Genomic DNA, 15,941 nt, shown 5'->3' on the forward strand with positions numbered 1-15,941 from the left:
AGTTTGAGTGCGCTCTAAGTCAAGAGACATTTGGGCTGGGACAATGGAGCGTGCAGCTACTGCACGTCCATCTGCAGCCCTTCCTTCTGGATGATGCCGGCGAACTTCTTCGTCTCGGCGTCCACGAAGGCGGCGAACTGCTCGGGCGTGCCGTAGTCGGTGCGGGCGCCCATGGCGACGATCTGCTTCTTGATCTCGTCGCGCTCCAGCATCGCCTTGACCTGGAGATTGAGCGCGTTGAGCACCTCCGGCGAGACGCCTTTCGGCAGGAACACCGAGAACCAGGAGGAGACGTCGAAGTTGGAAAGCTCCGGTGCGCTCTCGCGCATGGTCGGCAGGTCCTTCGCCAGCTCGCTGCGCTCGGTGGTGGTGACGCAGAGGCCGGTGAGCGTGCCGTTCTGCACCTGCGGCAGGCTCGGATAGAGATTGTCGAACAGGATCTGGATGTCGCCGGCGAGCGCGGCCTGCAGCGCGGGGCCGGCGCCGCGGAACGGGATGTGCGTCATCTTGAGGCCGGTGAGCTGCAGGAACCAGGCGCCGGTGAGGTGAGGGCTCTGGCCGACGCCGGAGGAGGCGTAGCTGAGCTTGTCCGGATTGGCCTTGAGGTAGGCGATCAGCTCGGGGATCGACTTGATGCCAGTCTTCGGATGTGCCGACACGATGTTCGGAATCCGGATCATGTTGGAGACCGGCTGAAGCTGGTCCGGCTTGTAGGTGAGATTCTTGAAGATGCTGTAGGCGATCGCGTTCGGGCCGGGATTGCCGATCAGGATGGTGTGGCCGTCAGGCTTGGCGCGGACCACTTCGGCGGTGCCGATGGTGCCGCCGCCGCCGGAGCGGTTTTCCACCACGGCCGACTGGCCCCAGGCGGTTTGCAGATGCGCGGCCAGCAGCCGGCCCATCACGTCGGTCGAGCCGCCGGCTGCGGCCGGGACGATCAGACGAACGGTCTCGGTCGGCTTCCAGTCCGCAAGGCTCGATCGCGGCAGGATCGCTGCGGCCGAAAGGCCGGCGGCAGCGGTGAGCACGCGACGGCGGGACAACAAAGTGTTCTGAAGTTTCTTGGGCACGAATCCCTCCCTGCTTCTTTCTTTGCAGGGAGCGTAGGGAACCGCACGTGCGACGGCAAGTCGCGCGCGACGACAGATATCGCGCGGAGGGCGGCACGACGCCGCAGGCAAGGGTCATATGCCTTCCTGCGGAATTGGAAAGCGCTCAGACGCTTGTCTGAAGCCTTGCCTCGACGCCAGCCGGTCCCGACGCCGCTCGAAAAACGCTGCGGCGACTTAGTTGAAGCTGAGCAGCTTGAACAGCGGCGCGAGGTAGCTCATCTCCTGACCCGACGTCGCCGTGGTGCGGCTGATGAAGTCGAAGATCTTGCCGTCCTGCAGGCCGTAATTCGCCAACCGCCGCACGCGGCGGTTCTTGTCGAAATAGACCGCGATCACGCGCTGATCGATCACCTTCTGGTTCATGAAAGCGACCATGCGCTCCGAGCGCTGCGAGATGTAGTAGAACACCTCACCGTCGAGGGTGGCGACGGTGGAGGGCGTGCCCATCACGATCAGCACCTGGTCCTGGCTCGCGCCGATCGGAATCTGCTCCAGCGCACCGGGCGGCAGGATATAGCCCTTCTGGAATTGCTCGCCGGTGCAGCCGGCAAGGGCGGCGCCGACCAGGGTCACGGCCGCGAGCATGCGCAGGCCGCGCCAGCGCAGATAAACGCCGCGCCAGCGTGCATGAAGGCCGCGTCGCTGAGCTGCGCGCGGGCTGGTCTGGTTCGTTGTCGTCATCGTGGAACTGATTCCGTCCCCTTGCGTCGCGCGAGGCGCTGAAGTACCGGGCTGGGCGTCTGAATGCAACTCGCGCGCGCCCGCTTGCGGAAACCACAATGCTTTGGCCGTTCAATCACTTCAGGAAACCCCGGCTAACCCCGCCGGGCACCATTGAAGCCATCTATGGCATGATCGTGACGCAGGCGCGAGAACCCATATTTTACCGCGACTTGGGCGTGCCCGACACGGTTAACGGCCGTTTCGACCTGTTGCTGCTGCATCTGTGGCTGTTGCTGCGCCGCCTGCGCACGGTCCAGAGCGCCTCGGAGCTGTCGCAGGCGCTGTTCGACCGCTTCTGCGAAGATATGGACGACAATCTGCGCGAGATGGGGGTGGGCGACCAGACCGTGCCGAAGCGGATGCGGGCCTTCGGCGAGGCCTTTTACGGCCGCGTCCAGGCCTACGACCAGGCCGTCGAGGCGGGCGGCGAGGCCCTGGCAGAGGCGATCTGCAAGAATATCTTGAATGGGACCGGCCTGGACCACGCCAGGCGGCTCGCGGCCTATGCCAGGGCCAGCGAGGCCGCACTCGGCCAGACCGGCGAGGCCGCGCTGCTGCAGGCCTCCTTCACCTTTCCTCCAGCGCGTTCCGAGGATGTCACGCCATGAGCCGACCGAATACCGGATCCGAGCCCGATCCCTGGCGGGCGCCCGTCATCGTGGCGCAGATTCCCGATACCGGCCTGCATCGCAAGCTCGAGGCCTCGGCTGCCGAGCGGCAGGCCATGGCCGAGATCGCGGGCGTGCGGGAGATCCTGTCCGCCCAGGCCGATTTCGACGTGCTGCCCAAGAGCGGCGGCCGGGTTCAGGTGACCGGCACCATCAGGGCCAGGGTCGGCCAGACCTGCGTGGTCACGCTCGATCCGATCGAGAGCGAGATCGAGGAGGGGGTGGAATTGATGTTCGCCCCCGAGGCCGAGGCGCGGCGCCTTGCCGACCTGATCGAGGAAGGGCAGGACGACGAGGAGCCGCCCGAGGTCGTCGACCCGCCGGAGGCCATCGTCAATGGCATCATCGACCTCGGCCGGCTCGCCACCGACGCCCTGTTCCTGGCGATCGATCCCTATCCGCGCAAGGAGGGGGCCGTGTTCGAGGCGGAGGTCACCGCGCCCGATCCGGAGGACCACCCGTTCGCGGCGCTGAAGGCGCTTCAGGACAACAAGCAGGACAACAAGAAGGACTAGGCGGTGGGATGACTACGGGGGATCGCCTTGCGAGCGCGCGTGAGGCATTTGCCGCCTTGGTCTAAAACAGTCATTTATCTGTTTGATTTCAATATGTTTCTTGTGAAATCCGGGATTCGCGGCCGGATCGTCCGGAAAGCAAAAGGCTGGGGGCAAGAGGTTGTTTCGGGGTAACAAAACGCTATTGTCGCGCCCCGGCCCGGGTGCGGCGTGGCGCTTGGCCGGTCGCCATGTCCGTGGCGAACCCATTTTGCGGCCCCGCTGATTCCCAAGACCGCACCAGACCAGGTTTCCAGGACTTTTATGCCAAGCAAGGTTCGCATCGCGCTGGACGCCATGGGAGGCGATGTCGGCCCCGCCGTGGTCATTCCGGGCGCGGCCATCTCGCTTGGCCGGCATCGCGATACCGAATTCCTGCTGGTCGGCGACCGTGCCAGGATCGAGGCGGAGCTCGAGAACCATCCGAAGCTGAAAGCCGCCTCGAAGATCGTCCACACCGATGTGGCGGTCGGCATGGACGACAAGCCGAGCCAGGCCCTGCGGCGCGGCCGCAAGACCTCCTCGATGTGGATGGCGATCGACGCGGTCAAGCGGGGCGAGGCCGATGTCGCGATTTCCGCGGGCAATACCGGCGCGCTGATGGCGATGGCAAGGTTCTGCCTGCGCACGCTGCCGGGCATCGACCGTCCCGCCATCTCCGCGATCTGGCCGACCAAGCGCGGCGAATCGGTGGTGCTCGATCTCGGCGCCACCCTCGGCGGCGATGCCCACCATCTGGTGTCGATGGCGGTGATGGGCGCGGCCAAGGCGAGCGTGCTGTTCAACAAGAAGCGGCCGACCGTCGGCCTGCTCAATATCGGAACCGAAGAGGTCAAGGGCCACGAGGAGATCCGCGAGGCCAGCGAGATCCTGCGCGCCAGGAACCTGCCGGAGCTCGACTATATCGGCTTCGTCGAGGGCGACGGCATCGGTAAGGGCGTCGCCGACGTCATCGTGACCGAGGGTTTCAGCGGCAACATCGCGCTCAAGACCGCCGAGGGAACCGCCCGGCAGATGGCCGAGTTGCTCCGCAACGAATTGCAGCGCAGCTGGCTGACCAAGCTCGGCTATCTCCTTGCCCGCCGCGCCTTTCAGGCCCTGCGCGACAAGATGGATCCCAACAAGTCCAACGGCGGCGTGCTGCTGGGGCTGAACGGGATCGTGGTCAAGAGCCATGGCGGAACCAGCGCCGAAGGCTTTGCCTATGCGATCGATGTTGGCTATGAGATGGCTCACTACGATCTCCTGAACAAGATCAATCAGATGCTCAACCGCGAGGGTGGTGCACTCAATTCCGTGCAGGCCGCGCAGGAGGCTGTTTCGTGACTCAAATTCGTTCGGTCGTGCTCGGCTGCGGCTCTTACCTGCCGGAGCAGGTGGTGACCAACGCCCAATTGGCGGCGCGTATCGACACCTCCGACGAGTGGATCGTGCAGCGCACCGGCATTCGCGAGCGCCACATCGCGGCCGAGGGCGAGTTCACCTCGCATCTGGCGATCCGGGCGGCGCAGGCCGCGCTGACCGACGCCGGCCTCGACGCGCAGTCGATCGACCTCATCGTGCTCGCGACCTCGACGCCCGATAACACCTTCCCCGCGACCGCTGTCGCCGTACAGCATGGGCTCGGCATCAACCACGGCGCGGCCTTCGACCTGCAGGCGGTGTGCTCGGGCTTCGTGTTCGCGCTCGCCACGGCCGACAATTTCCTACGGACCGGCGCCTTCAAGCGCGCGCTGGTGATCGGCGCCGAGACTTTCTCGCGCATCCTCGACTGGAACGACCGCGGCACCTGCGTGCTGTTCGGCGACGGCGCCGGCGCGGTGGTGCTCGAGGCGCAGGCGCAGGCGGGCAATGCCGCGACGGACCGCGGCATCGTCACCACTCACTTGCGCTCCGACGGCCGCCACAAGGCCAAACTTTTCGTCGACGGCGGGCCGTCCTCGACCCAGACCGTCGGCCATCTGCGCATGGAGGGCCGCGAGGTCTTCAAGCATGCGGTCGGCATGATCACCGACGTGATCGTCGATGCCTTCCAGGCGACCGGGCTCAATGCCGAGACCATCGACTGGTTCGTGCCGCACCAGGCCAACAAGCGAATCATCGACGCCTCCGCCCACAAGCTGCACATCGCGCCCGAGAAGGTGGTGCTGACGGTGGACCGTCACGGCAACACCTCGGCGGCCTCGATCCCGCTGGCGCTGTCGGTGGCGCGCAAGGACGGCCGCATCAAGAAGGGCGACATGGTGCTGCTGGAAGCCATGGGCGGCGGCTTCACCTGGGGCTCGGCGCTCGTGCGCTGGTAGAGCCACAGTCGATAAAATTTTGCCGGAATCAGCTGGGACTATCGATGCGTCTGCATTGATGAACGCTGTTGACCGCCGTATCGTAAGTTCATAATTTCAGACAACAATTGTTCGCCGTGATGTGGGGCAGGGCGATGACCGATCAAAGTAAAACCGTAACGCGTGTCGATCTCTGCGAAGCCGTCTACCAGAAGGTGGGCCTGTCGCGGACGGAATCCTCTGCGTTCGTGGAACTCGTGCTGAAGGAAATCACCGACTGCCTGGAAAAGGGCGAGACGGTGAAGCTGTCCTCGTTCGGGTCCTTCATGGTCCGCAAGAAGGGCCAGCGCATCGGCCGCAACCCCAAGACCGGCACCGAGGTGCCGATCTCGCCGCGCCGCGTCATGGTGTTCAAGCCGTCGGCGATCCTCAAGCAGCGGATCAACGCCCAGCACCGCACCAATGGTGACGGCAGCAAGGTCCAACCCGAGGCGTAACGCCCAACGGATAAGGATTGGCATTTGGACAAGGCGCCGGATGCGTTCCGAACCATCAGCGAAGTAGCGCAGGAGCTCGACATCCCGCAGCACGTGCTGCGGTTCTGGGAGACCCGCTTCTCCCAGATCAAGCCGATGAAGCGCAGCGGCGGCCGCCGCTATTACCGCCCCGACGACGTCGACCTGCTCAAGGGCATCCGCCGGCTCCTGTACGGGGAGGGCTACACCATCCGCGGCGTGCAGCGGATCCTGAAGGAGCACGGCGTCAAATCGGTGCAGGGCCTCGCCGACAGCGCCGCCGCGGTCTCGTTCGGCGCCATCGAGGATGCCATCGGCGCCAGCCTGATGGAGCCCGATGACGAGGAGGCGCCGATCAAGGGCGTCGCTGACGCCGACGATGACGACTACCAGGGGGACGAGGAGGAAGGCATCGACTTCCGCTTCTCGGAGGTCGACGACGAGGAAATCCTGACCACCTTCCGCAAGGGCGGCAGCCCTGCCGCGCCCGCCGGCCCCAGCGCGCTGGACCGCGAACGCCTCGGCAAGGCGCTCGCCGACCTCGTGGCCTGCCGCGAGATGCTGGATCAGGCGCTGAACGACGGGTGAGCGGCGGTATTCCGACCGCTTGCGGCAGTTCCGCAGGGTGGCCGGGGCTCCAAGCCGATCGAGGAGAGGCACCAAAATGCTGCGGCCTCGCCTTGCGCATCGCGCCGATCCTAGCTAATGGAACGACGTTCGGAGCGTGGCGCAGCCCGGTTAGCGCACTAGTCTGGGAGACTAGGGGTCGGAGGTTCAAATCCTCTCGCTCCGACCATTTTTGTCCAGCAAATTCAAAAAGGTGCTGAATTTGCCGGGTACGGCCTTTGTGCCGCATTTGGAACGGAATGGCACCAAAGTGCGCGGTTCCGCGCAAAAAGTCCCGAAATTCTCCCGAAGACTGTTCTCTCCTCGTTCGTTCTGACAACGAGCGAGACCCTCCAGCATTCGATCGACACAGCTCGCGCTCTTGAGTGTCGAGTTGGCGCAGGCGCGGTGCTCGGAGGGCGCCAGTGATGTCGCGTGCGCCACGCCTGTTCTATCCGCCTCACGTTGCGATCGACCTCGCAAAGTGCTCGCCGGCAGCTGCGGCCGCCTGGCGCCAACAGTCGCCGGCTCCCCGTAACCGGCTCGCGGATCGCGCCAGGATCACTGCTGACGTGGCTGGCGTGCTGATGTCTCAGCGGCTCCTCGACCGTGGCATCTCGCCCCGGGGGGCCGCCGGCGCTGCTGCCAAGATGCTCCACACGGTGACGCGGCTGCTCAAGCGCGCGACGGATGCGCAGGATCGGCCACTGGTCGCCCTGGTTCACCCTGTCCGCGCCGGCCATGCCGTTCCTTTCGTCGAATTCGTTGACGACGGCGAAGCGCTGCACGTTCCGGGAATGCGGATTGATCTGATCGAGATCGCCTCAGCGGTCAACGCGGCTCTTGTGGATCTGCGGCCGCCGCTGCGCGCGGTGTCGTCAGACTGTTCGCATCAAATCCAAGGGGGGTGACGTGATGGACGACCGTGAAGACGATCTCAGCCTCTGGGATGCCTTGTTGCACTATTGCGGGCTGACCGAAAGCATGGGGCTATCCGACCAGGTCGGTGCCGATGGCCGCCGGCGCACGCTGGGTGAACGAACGCGATCGCCCCAAGCCTGCTGGGACGAGCTCTGCGGCTTGCTGCATGACGGGCGACTGAAGCTCTCCGTTATTCGAGATCCTGGCGACCCAACGCGTACCGAAATCGAGGGACGTGTGGCTTGTGAGCTGTTGCTGCTCGACGCCGATCGCGGCAAGCTCAAATCGCCCACTGGAAGCATTCTCTATGACGCGCGAGTGGCGCGCACGTCGACTTCCTTCGAGCAGCCGCCGGCGGGATCATCCGCCGCGCAGTTCTACGGGTTTTTGCACAATCGTCTGCAGGGCAGGTTGCTGGTCGACGATGTCCAGGTGGAAGAGCTGGCGGGAAAGCTGCTCGCGGCTCAACAATCGGGCGACAAGCGCGCGGCCGCCGCTCTCGACGACGAACTGCAAACCCGCAAGGTGCAAGTCTCAGCGATTCACGAGATCCTCCGCGCTCTTCAGGAAGAGTTCAAGCTGGCCGTCGAGAGCGGCGCGCTCGAGCTGCACGAGTGGGGCCAGAAGGCCGGAGCCAAACCAACCCACGACTATGACCTGCCGATTGATCGCGTTCTCGTCAGCCTCGTGCCGAAATCAGCATGGCCAACGCGGGGTGGACTTGCAGCGCGTGTCGCACGGGAGTTTGAGGGGCTAACAAGGAAGCACGCTCCGGACGGCGTTCCAGAGATCAAGTCAATTCTCAAGCATATTCAGGGACATCGTCCAGCTCTCTACGAGGTGTTCAAGCCGCCGGGCGCTTAGGACCAATTGATTGTTCCGAATTGGTGCCTAGACGTCGGCGCCTCTTCCATCGTTCCTCTCCAGATCGAAACCTCAAATCAGCAGGGACAAGACTGCCATGAACCTGATCAGCTCTCTCCTCGACAAGCTGCCAAAGCTGAAGACCGCGGCGGAGTTCGCTGCCGTGTTGCCGGAACTCGAAGATCAGCTGCTCGCAGCCGAAGCGGCCGAGGTCGATCTCAATGAGCGCCTCGGCATCGCATCGTTCGAATCGCCGGCGAAGGTCGAAGAAGTCGAGAAGGCCATCGCCGAGAACAAGGCGCTTCAAAACCGTCTTCGCGCTCAGATCAAGGAAGCGGACCGCCGGCGCCAGGAGGCTGCAGCAGCCGAACTAGGGGCCGCTATCGAAAAGCGGATGAAAGACGCGAAGAAGCTGCAGGCAAAGCTTCGCGGCGCGTACATCAATTTGGACAGTCACCTCAGTGCCGCCGGCCCCCTGGTCGACGAGATTTGCAGCGACGAAGAGGAGTTGAGGGAGTTTAACAAGTTCGCGGTCGATAACGGCCGCCCCGATCTGGTCGTCGCGAGCCCTTGGGAGAAGCTGATGCAGCTGATCGGCGACTCCGGGCAAGCGAGCGAGACGCCTCGGCAGGGTTACGCCAATGGCGTGCGCGGCTATTTCCCGCGGCATCCGCGAGGGCCCGCGATGGCGCGAATGAAGGAGGTCAAGCTTTGAGGCGGCCGGCGCGGGTGCGCCTCGAAAGCCGCCAGGCTGACGGGCATCTGTTGATGTTGCGTGCCGCCTGGTCGAGCGCCGGCGCGGATGTGCAACGGCAGTTCTTGACCGAGGTGGTGGGCAATCTCTGCCTCGCCGCTCTGAGGGCGCCGAAGCTCGACCCTCCAGAGCGCACAGATCTCCACCGCAGCGACGATGAATGCCTCTCGGCTTTCCTGGATGCGCATGCGATCGAGGGGGCCCATCGCCGCGAGCAGGCCTCCAAGATCCTCGATCGCTTCAACGCTTGGGCTGAGAGCGCCGGCTGTGTTCGTTGGACGAGTTGTCGGCTCGCATCAGCGCTGAAGCGACGAGGGCTGCGCTCGTCTCGCAGCCGCTTTGTCTGGTGGACGGGAATCGCGTTGCGCAGCGCCAGCGCTGCCCCCGTTCCCCCTCCATGAGCGTAGCTTTTGAGAGCGCAAACCCTCGCGTTGTTGCAAATTTGCATCCGAAGGTTCGAGGGTTTTGCGAAGGTATGAAAAAACTATCGCAGTCTGGAAATGATCAGCGCATTCAGAGCGATAAACTCATCCTGCGAGGGTTTCGAGGGTTTCCGCGCGCGTACACGTAGCGACGGGCGGGGTGCAAGCGCTGCCGCCGGGCGCAATCTGCTCAACGATTTATGCGATGTTGTTTTGCGCGCTACACGAGGAAAACCTTCGATACCCTCGCGTTTTCCTCCTAATCAAATGAAAGAAAAGAAGAAAAACCCTCGCACTTACTTTTGGAAACCTTCGCAAAACCCTCGAAACCCTCGCAGACTGATGAAATCGCCCGATCTCACTGGAGAAACGGTTCCGACGCGGCGCAGTTTCCCGAACCGGCTTCCGAGCCAGGTCATGCCGCACCTTTCTGGCAGATCGAGTGCCGCCCCCGCGCCCCCTGAAGGGGGGAAATGCGAGCCAAGCTCCCGGATTGGGACGATCGTTGAATTTCCTCCGGGTGCACACTTCCACACTTCACGAGCAGAGGAGCATGAGCATGCCTGACGTCAATTCGGAGGTCGGCCTGCTGCAGGTCGCTTGGTCTGCGTCAAGCGAGCCGGCGCGGCGGAAGTTTCTCGCGGAGCTGTTTCGCGATGTGGTGCGGCCGGCGACTACTAGGCGAGGCGGCGTTGTCGTTGCAGACGCGCTGTCGAGCTTCTTCGATGACTCCCTGGTGCGAGGATCTTCGGCTGATCGCATCCAGGCTTCGATCCTATATGCGGCATATGTCAGGTGGTGCGATGTTCGGGGCGAAGCGCCGCTGTCGGCCAGGCGGTTCGCGCTGCATCTCAAGGAACGAGGTATCAAACGGCTGCACTCGAACGTCCGTTGGTGGATCGGACTGCGCTTCGCGGATCGAAAGGCCTCCGATGCTGCACGATGAAGGGCAACTACATCTCAGATCGGACCTTCCGGGAGGATGTCATCCTCCCGGCCGAAATCCTCCCGGGAGGATGAAACGCGAGCGAAATCAACGCGCGTGGGAGGTTGGGAGGATTTTCCCGTGATGCCTACATGCGCGTGCGCGCGCGCAGGCGCGCAATACAAGATCATAAATAACCTCCCGATCTTCCCGTATCCTCCCAAAAGGAAGCTAACCACTTGTGGATCTAACAGATTTGCCTTTGGCCTGATCGTTTGCCTTTCTTCCCGAAACCTCCCGGCTCCTCCCGGACCTATCGGACCAATTGATTGGTCCGGATTGTTCCTAGAATTCCAGCGAGGAAGCTGGCTTGCTGGCCGCATCCGTTCTCAAGCATGCGGGATTCGCAAACGATGAAGCTCTACAGCGTGACCACTTCTCTGAAGATCATCGCCGGTACGATTGGCGTCTCGCACGATCAGCTCGTCGGCCGCTCTGCACGGCTGCGGGTGCTGTCGGAGAACAGCCTTCACGTCACCGTCGAGGTGCGCGGCGACGTCGAGTTCAAAAAGGGCGAACGCGTGTGGCTTTGCGATACGGCCATGGGCGCGCTTCCCGGTACAGCGCTATCGCCCGTCAACCTGGTGAAGGCGGCCCGTACAGATCAATCGATTGAGCTGATCGAGGAAATGGTCGCGAGCTAGGACCATTTCTCGATCACGTGGCAACCTCTCCAACTGCGGGATTCGCAAACGATGAAGCTCTACAGCGTCACCACTTCGCCTCTGAAGATCATTGCCGGCACGATCGGCGTCTCGCACGATCAGCTCGTCGGCCGCGCTGCACGCCTGCGCGTGGTCCGGGAGATCGAACAGTGCTTGATCGTGGACGTGATGGACGAGATCGAGTTCAAGGCAACCGAGCGGGTCTATCTCTCCGACCAGGTTGCCAACACGCTGCCCGCCGGCGCAGTCGCGCTGATCGACGAGTGCACGTCCGATGCCTCTCGGGAAATGGTCGAGCACAACGACCATTTTCATTCCGATCAGCGCGGGGTCGATTGACCTCGCACGGGCTGGCAAGGTTGAGCTGGATCTCTGTTCGGCCGTTCGACCACAATGGTTCTCTCCGGAACCATTTCTCGCGAAGCTCATCGTGACCTTCGGCCCGATCACGGGTCCCTCTGGCGAAACGCCCACCGCGAGTAATTCGGACCGCGACGGTTCTCCAGTCTGAGCCGGTTTTTATAGTCTTAAAAGCCTGCCTTCAAAGTTGGTTTTAAGAGGCTCATTTGACCGACGGCCCGACCGAGCAGCACGATCCGGACGTGATCTCAAAGTCGGAATTTGCGCGCCGGCGGAACGTGGCGCCGGCTCGGGTGACGCAGTGGATCAACGCGGGTCAGATCAAGGGCGCTGCGATCGTGGGCGAAGGTCGTGGGGCGCGGATCCGCGAAACGGTGGCCTGCCAGCAGCTCAAACGCTCCCTCGACGTGTCACAGCGTTTTGGCAATGGTCTGTCGACCAGGCTTGAGGCGCCGCTGCTTGATCGGCTGCCAGGCCAGAGCGCCGGCAACGAGCCGATAACCGGCGCCAGCGTGCCGCCCACAAACACGGTGCAGGACCAGATCGCCGAGCAGAAGCTGATCGAGATCAAACGCCGAAACGAACGAGAAAGAGTGGAGTTCGCGATCCAGTGTGGGGCGCTGATCGTCGCAGCGGACGCACGGAGAGAAGTGATCAAAGGCAGCGGCCACGTGATCGCTTTGATGGAAGCCATGCACATCGACTTGGCTACGCGCCTCGCGACGGAGTTTAAAGCGTCGCAGCGGGACGTGATCTTCTTTCTCCGGCAAGAGTTTCGAAAAATGCGAGAGGAATACGCCAAACAGTGCAGAGCGCGCGCCGCTTCTCTACCGGAGCACGTCCAGATCGATCTGGAAAAAGTCATTGCGGAACATCTTGGCTCGCCGGCTTCCGAATAGTCAGTGGGAAGATGCGAGGGTTTTGGGCGTCGAATGCGCTCGCGCGCGGAGGGGGCGGGGGCGCGGCGCGCGCGGGGTGCTTCGGTAGAATTGATTGGTCCTAATTGGTCCTATGAACACCAGGGGAATCTGCGCAGGATTCTCGTTAGGCCCGGCTCTTACCTCCAGCCAGGTCCGCCAAAGTGGTCAACCGAACGACGGCGAGGGACGCGGCAAGCGCCCCTCGCCGCAAGACAGAAAGGGGTTCCGAATGTCCAGCCTTGCTGCCGTTTACCTAGCATCGCTGCCACCCGACCAAGCGCAGCGCATGTCTGGTTTCGTTGATCCGCTGAATTCATCCGCCGAAGTCGCCTCGGAGCGGATTGCGCAGGTTCGGGCGCGTGTTGCGGCTGTCCAGGCGCAGCGCACTGTGCCGCAGCCCATCGCGGCGAAGCCGCCCGCGACGCGCGCCGCACAGGCGCCGGCCGCCCTTACGGGCGAGCAGGCATGGGCGGCCGAATTCGCGGCAACGCCGGATCTGCAGCGCGAGTTCACCGATGTCGGCTGCTACGTCGCGCTTCGGAAGGCAGAGACTGCCGACCGCGTTCAGATCTGCCGCGGCTCTGTCATCTCAGATCAACCGCAGAAACGGTAGCATTCCGACGCGCGGAGGCGATAATGATTCAATCCGCTGTCCTCGGTTCGTTGTCGATCGTGATCGGCGGCGATATCTCTGGGCTCGACAAGGCCGCGGCGAAGGCTGAGGGCATCGTCGGCAAACTGTCGACCGGGCTGAACAGCCAGGTCGCGCACCTGGCCGGCTATGCCGCGGCCGCCGCCGGCGCTGGCGCGGCGCTGGCCGCGGGCTTGATCGCGAAGTCGATGGAGACCATTGACGTGCAGTCCAAGCTGGCGGCGCGCCTCAATGGCACGGTGGTGGAAATCCAGTCGCTCACCCATGCTGGCAATCTCGCCGGCGTCGAGATGGAAATGCTCTCCACCTCGGTCGGCAAGATGAACCAGAAGCTGGCGGAAGCGGCGCGGACAGGCCAGGGCCCGGCCTATGAGGCGCTGCAGCGGCTCGGGCTGTCGGCCAAGGCGTTCCTCGATCTGCCGGTCGATGAGCGCCTGGCGACGCTCGCCGACAAGTTCAAGGATCTCGGCTACAACACGGCGCAGCAGGCCGATGCGCTTAAGCAGCTCGGCGTCAAGGGACAGGAGATGATCAGCCTGTTCGAGGGCGGCGGCGATGGCATCCGCAATGCCACCAAGGACGTCGAGGCCTTCGGTGTCGCCGTCTCCGATATCGATGCGGCCTCGATCGAGGCGGCGAACGACGCCTGGACTACGGCGCGCCTGGCACTGACCGGCATCGGCAACCAGCTGGCGGTGGCGCTGTCGCCGCTGATCAAGAACGTTGCCGACAACCTTGCGGATGCGGGTCGCGAAACTCATGGCTTCGCTGATGCGATCCAGGGTGGCGTAAAGATGGGGGTGATGCTGTTCGGCCAGGTGCAGCGCGCCATACAGCAGAATCGCATTGAGCTGGATGAGTTCGGCGAGGACATCGTCAACCTCTTTAACAACACCGCCGGGTTCATTCCGAAGACCATTGAGAAAGTCACGAACGGCGCAATTACGGCCGCCGATGTCGGTTATCACGACATCGAGCACACGTTCGGCAAGCTGCGGGGCTCGCTGCAGGCTCCTCCCACGGATGAGGAGTGGGACAAGTGGTGGCAGGGCCTCAAGGACAAAGCTGCGGCCGCCGCCAAGGAGGTCGTCGACCAGCGCAAGAAGGCAAACGCCGGCAGCGGCGATACGGGCGACGGCATGTCCGACAGCGAGCGCAAGTCGCAACAGGACAAGCTCGATCGCCTGCGCAAGTCGATCGCGGCCGAGGACGAGCAGCTGCGTATCCAGCGCGACGACCAGCTCAAGGACCTTGCCGAACTCGAGCAGAAGAAGATCGCGACGACGGCCGAGGCGGCCACGCTGCGCCTGCAGATCGAGGACAAGTACCAGAAGGACCTGCAGGCCCTGAAGCAGCAGCGATTCGAGGACAGCGTCGCGACCGAGGACGAGCTGATGGCGCAGCGTTATGCCAAGCAGCTGGCCGACCTCGACGAGTTCGAAAGGAATCGCACCTATACCGTTGAGCAGGCCGCCGCGCTCCGGCGCAAGATCGAGGAAAGGGCGCGGCTCGATTCGGTCCAGCTTCAGGCGCGCCAGTACTCGGCTCTGGCTGGGATCGTCGACAGCGCCATGGGCGATATCACCAGCCTGGTCGGCGATGAGGGCGCAAAGCAATTCGCGATCTTCAAGGCTATCTCGTCGGCGACCGCTCTTGTCAAAGGCTACGAAGCGGCCGTGTCAGCCTACGCAGCCGGCAATGCGACGGGCATTCCGGGCATGGGTGCAATCATGGCGGCGGCATCTGCCGTGGGGACAGCAGCGTACATTGCGAAGTTGAATGGGGTAAGCCTTGGTGGCGGTGGTGGAGGTGGTACAGTCGCTGCCCCCGGCGGCGGTGATGCAGCAAGCGCCGCTGCCGCGCCGGCGCCGCCGGCCGCGCAGCCGCAGACCATGTTCCTGTCGCTCAATGGCAGCTTCTTCGGCCGCGAGCAGGTTCGCGAACTCGCCGGCAAGCTGATCGACTTTCAGAACGACGGTGGCAAGGTTGTTTTACAATGATGCGGTACTGCGATTCGGAGGGCAGGCATCGATGAGCAAGAGGCCACGGGAAGCTGCAATCGAAAATGGTAGCGAGATTGCCGCAGCGCTTACGGCTGTGGTGGCGCAGATTGCAGCGATGGATGATGTGACTTTGGCAATCTATATCCAGAGTACTGAGAAAATGCTGGCAGCAGCGAAGCAAGCGCAGAGCCAGCGACTATCGAAGGTGTTCTTGCCGCCCGGTGCTCCTCCCGTCGACAGGCGATAACCACGATCTTGATGTTATATCGATCTGATCGCGGTGCTGCTGCAGACAGCACAGGCCGAGGCTCGTCAGTCGCCGGCGCATTGTCGAAGCGAGGAATTCGGAGCCGGCCGGCCGGGCCTGAGGCGTTTCCTGCCCGCTCAACTTTCGCCGACGGTGGATATCTCCTTCTTAAATTTCCTGATATGCCTCTTGCCTCCGTCGGCATAGGTCCACTGCGTTGAGATCTCGATCATGACGGTCGGGGGCACCAGCGCGTTCCCTTTTGGGCCAAAGGCAAAGCGGATTCCCAGGGTCCGCTGAGTTCGGCGCTACGCCTGGCAGTGTGAAGCCGACCGATCGGGTAAAATCAAATAATGCGATGTCCCCGTCCTGCCTGGCACCCTGGATGATCGAGCGGATGACTTCCCGGCTCTGTTCATGCTCTCGGTAAACAACGCAATTCGGGATCTGTATACCGACTTCCAGAAGTTCAATCGCTCGGCGGTTGAAATTGTTGGCAACGAAATCGAACCGCCACGGAGGCATGCCAAGATTCGACGCTTTGACAACATGGAAGGTGGGATCGAGTTCGCCGTGAGCAGCTGCGGCCTGGCGCCGGGCGGCCGTTGCCTGCCATATCGATATGCCGGCGGCAGCAACGGCGACGATGGCGGAAGTCAAGCTGATCAAAGTGCCGTTGTCCATGTTA

Annotated in this window: 20 protein-coding genes and 1 tRNA gene; 18 read left to right on the top strand and 3 right to left on the bottom strand. The window is 63.2% G+C overall.

Features of this window, described 5'->3' with window-relative positions:
* Positions 1 to 56: 56 nt before the first annotated feature.
* Both Q0743_RS28645 and Q0743_RS28650 read right to left on the bottom strand, forming a co-directional pair.
* Positions 57 to 1,070 carry a tripartite tricarboxylate transporter substrate binding protein gene (locus Q0743_RS28645; protein WP_298244812.1) on the bottom strand — a complete coding sequence of 338 codons (1,014 nt, stop codon included), beginning with the start codon at positions 1,068 to 1,070 and terminating at the stop codon, positions 57 to 59.
* A gap of 216 nt (positions 1,071 to 1,286) precedes the next feature.
* Positions 1,287 to 1,793, bottom strand: coding sequence for an outer membrane protein assembly factor BamE (locus tag Q0743_RS28650; RefSeq protein WP_298244813.1), 507 nt, complete (start codon positions 1,791 to 1,793; stop codon positions 1,287 to 1,289).
* A 98-nt stretch (positions 1,794 to 1,891) separates the two neighbouring features.
* Between Q0743_RS28650 and Q0743_RS28655 the strand changes: the two genes are divergently transcribed.
* The 18 genes from Q0743_RS28655 to Q0743_RS28740 all read left to right on the top strand — a co-directional run bounded on the left by Q0743_RS28655 (position 1,892) and on the right by Q0743_RS28740 (position 15,253).
* On the top strand, positions 1,892 to 2,443 hold the full coding sequence (locus Q0743_RS28655; protein ID WP_298244814.1) for a ubiquinol-cytochrome C chaperone family protein: 552 nt from the start codon (positions 1,892 to 1,894) through the stop codon (positions 2,441 to 2,443).
* Positions 2,440 to 3,018 carry a DUF177 domain-containing protein gene (locus Q0743_RS28660; RefSeq protein ID WP_298244815.1) on the top strand — a complete coding sequence of 193 codons (579 nt, stop codon included), beginning with the start codon at positions 2,440 to 2,442 and terminating at the stop codon, positions 3,016 to 3,018. Before Q0743_RS28655 ends, Q0743_RS28660 begins: the two co-directional genes overlap by 4 nt.
* 303 nt (positions 3,019 to 3,321) lie before the next feature.
* On the top strand, positions 3,322 to 4,383 hold the full coding sequence (plsX, locus tag Q0743_RS28665; protein WP_298244816.1) for a phosphate acyltransferase PlsX: 1,062 nt from the start codon (positions 3,322 to 3,324) through the stop codon (positions 4,381 to 4,383).
* On the top strand, positions 4,380 to 5,360 hold the full coding sequence (locus Q0743_RS28670; RefSeq protein ID WP_298244817.1) for a beta-ketoacyl-ACP synthase III: 981 nt from the start codon (positions 4,380 to 4,382) through the stop codon (positions 5,358 to 5,360). Before plsX ends, Q0743_RS28670 begins: the two co-directional genes overlap by 4 nt.
* Positions 5,361 to 5,494: 134 nt before the next feature.
* Positions 5,495 to 5,836 (top strand): integration host factor subunit alpha, encoded by a 342-nt coding sequence (locus Q0743_RS28675; protein ID WP_026311906.1) that lies wholly within the window; start codon positions 5,495 to 5,497, stop codon positions 5,834 to 5,836.
* Positions 5,837 to 5,860: 24 nt separating this feature from the next.
* Positions 5,861 to 6,442 (top strand): MerR family transcriptional regulator, encoded by a 582-nt coding sequence (locus Q0743_RS28680; RefSeq protein WP_298244818.1) that lies wholly within the window; start codon positions 5,861 to 5,863, stop codon positions 6,440 to 6,442.
* 130 nt (positions 6,443 to 6,572) lie between these two features.
* Positions 6,573 to 6,650, top strand: a tRNA-Pro gene (locus Q0743_RS28685).
* A 382-nt stretch (positions 6,651 to 7,032) separates the two neighbouring features.
* Positions 7,033 to 7,371, top strand: coding sequence for a hypothetical protein (locus Q0743_RS28690; RefSeq protein ID WP_298244819.1), 339 nt, complete (start codon positions 7,033 to 7,035; stop codon positions 7,369 to 7,371).
* Between the two features lie 4 nt (positions 7,372 to 7,375).
* The gene (locus tag Q0743_RS28695) at positions 7,376 to 8,245 is read left to right on the top strand and encodes a hypothetical protein (RefSeq protein WP_298244820.1); all 870 of its coding nucleotides are present in this window, start codon (positions 7,376 to 7,378) and stop codon (positions 8,243 to 8,245) included.
* 97 nt (positions 8,246 to 8,342) lie between these two features.
* Positions 8,343 to 8,960: a hypothetical protein gene (locus Q0743_RS28700; RefSeq protein WP_298244821.1), complete on the top strand. Its 618-nt coding sequence runs from the start codon at positions 8,343 to 8,345 to the stop codon at positions 8,958 to 8,960.
* Positions 8,957 to 9,400, top strand: a complete 444-nt coding sequence (locus tag Q0743_RS28705; protein WP_298244822.1) for a hypothetical protein — start codon at positions 8,957 to 8,959, stop codon at positions 9,398 to 9,400. Before Q0743_RS28700 ends, Q0743_RS28705 begins: the two co-directional genes overlap by 4 nt.
* A gap of 580 nt (positions 9,401 to 9,980) precedes the next feature.
* Positions 9,981 to 10,367, top strand: coding sequence for a hypothetical protein (locus Q0743_RS28710; RefSeq protein ID WP_298244823.1), 387 nt, complete (start codon positions 9,981 to 9,983; stop codon positions 10,365 to 10,367).
* A gap of 392 nt (positions 10,368 to 10,759) precedes the next feature.
* Positions 10,760 to 11,050, top strand: a complete 291-nt coding sequence (locus Q0743_RS28715; protein ID WP_298244824.1) for a hypothetical protein — start codon at positions 10,760 to 10,762, stop codon at positions 11,048 to 11,050.
* Positions 11,051 to 11,101: 51 nt separating this feature from the next.
* Complete coding sequence (locus Q0743_RS28720) at positions 11,102 to 11,410, top strand: hypothetical protein (protein WP_298244825.1); 309 nt, start codon at positions 11,102 to 11,104, stop codon at positions 11,408 to 11,410.
* A gap of 227 nt (positions 11,411 to 11,637) precedes the next feature.
* Positions 11,638 to 12,330 carry a hypothetical protein gene (locus Q0743_RS28725; RefSeq protein ID WP_298244826.1) on the top strand — a complete coding sequence of 231 codons (693 nt, stop codon included), beginning with the start codon at positions 11,638 to 11,640 and terminating at the stop codon, positions 12,328 to 12,330.
* Between the two features lie 250 nt (positions 12,331 to 12,580).
* Positions 12,581 to 12,964, top strand: coding sequence for a hypothetical protein (locus Q0743_RS28730; protein ID WP_298244827.1), 384 nt, complete (start codon positions 12,581 to 12,583; stop codon positions 12,962 to 12,964).
* 23 nt (positions 12,965 to 12,987) lie between these two features.
* The gene (locus tag Q0743_RS28735) at positions 12,988 to 15,003 is read left to right on the top strand and encodes a hypothetical protein (protein ID WP_298244828.1); all 2,016 of its coding nucleotides are present in this window, start codon (positions 12,988 to 12,990) and stop codon (positions 15,001 to 15,003) included.
* Between the two features lie 31 nt (positions 15,004 to 15,034).
* Positions 15,035 to 15,253 carry a hypothetical protein gene (locus Q0743_RS28740; RefSeq protein ID WP_298244829.1) on the top strand — a complete coding sequence of 73 codons (219 nt, stop codon included), beginning with the start codon at positions 15,035 to 15,037 and terminating at the stop codon, positions 15,251 to 15,253.
* A gap of 168 nt (positions 15,254 to 15,421) precedes the next feature.
* On the opposite strand, the gene Q0743_RS28745 is transcribed toward Q0743_RS28740, so the two are convergent.
* Complete coding sequence (locus Q0743_RS28745; protein WP_298244830.1) at positions 15,422 to 15,937, bottom strand: hypothetical protein; 516 nt, start codon at positions 15,935 to 15,937, stop codon at positions 15,422 to 15,424.
* Between the last annotated feature and the right edge of the window lie 4 nt (positions 15,938 to 15,941).

Origin of the sequence: uncultured Bradyrhizobium sp. (assembly GCF_936943645.1) — a bacterium.
Lineage (GTDB): Bacteria > Pseudomonadota > Alphaproteobacteria > Rhizobiales > Xanthobacteraceae > Bradyrhizobium.

What these genes read in the sequence shown, in the direction of transcription:
- Q0743_RS28740 (WP_298244829.1), top strand. Translation starts at nt 15,035, where the DNA reads ATGAGCAAGAGGCCACGGGAAGCTGCAATCGAAAATGGTAGCGAGATT.
- Q0743_RS28735 (WP_298244828.1), top strand. Translation starts at nt 12,988, where the DNA reads ATGATTCAATCCGCTGTCCTCGGTTCGTTGTCGATCGTGATCGGCGGC.
- Q0743_RS28700 (WP_298244821.1), top strand. Translation starts at nt 8,343, where the DNA reads ATGAACCTGATCAGCTCTCTCCTCGACAAGCTGCCAAAGCTGAAGACC.
- Q0743_RS28720 (WP_298244825.1), top strand. Translation starts at nt 11,102, where the DNA reads ATGAAGCTCTACAGCGTCACCACTTCGCCTCTGAAGATCATTGCCGGC.
- Q0743_RS28730 (WP_298244827.1), top strand. Translation starts at nt 12,581, where the DNA reads ATGTCCAGCCTTGCTGCCGTTTACCTAGCATCGCTGCCACCCGACCAA.
- Q0743_RS28660 (WP_298244815.1), top strand. Translation starts at nt 2,440, where the DNA reads ATGAGCCGACCGAATACCGGATCCGAGCCCGATCCCTGGCGGGCGCCC.
- Q0743_RS28710 (WP_298244823.1), top strand. Translation starts at nt 9,981, where the DNA reads ATGCCTGACGTCAATTCGGAGGTCGGCCTGCTGCAGGTCGCTTGGTCT.
- Q0743_RS28675 (WP_026311906.1), top strand. Translation starts at nt 5,495, where the DNA reads ATGACCGATCAAAGTAAAACCGTAACGCGTGTCGATCTCTGCGAAGCC.
- plsX (WP_298244816.1), top strand. Translation starts at nt 3,322, where the DNA reads ATGCCAAGCAAGGTTCGCATCGCGCTGGACGCCATGGGAGGCGATGTC.
- Q0743_RS28745 (WP_298244830.1), bottom strand. Translation starts at nt 15,937, where the DNA reads ATGGACAACGGCACTTTGATCAGCTTGACTTCCGCCATCGTCGCCGTT.
- Q0743_RS28655 (WP_298244814.1), top strand. Translation starts at nt 1,892, where the DNA reads ATGCTTTGGCCGTTCAATCACTTCAGGAAACCCCGGCTAACCCCGCCG.
- Q0743_RS28695 (WP_298244820.1), top strand. Translation starts at nt 7,376, where the DNA reads ATGGACGACCGTGAAGACGATCTCAGCCTCTGGGATGCCTTGTTGCAC.
- Q0743_RS28650 (WP_298244813.1), bottom strand. Translation starts at nt 1,793, where the DNA reads ATGACGACAACGAACCAGACCAGCCCGCGCGCAGCTCAGCGACGCGGC.
- Q0743_RS28715 (WP_298244824.1), top strand. Translation starts at nt 10,760, where the DNA reads ATGAAGCTCTACAGCGTGACCACTTCTCTGAAGATCATCGCCGGTACG.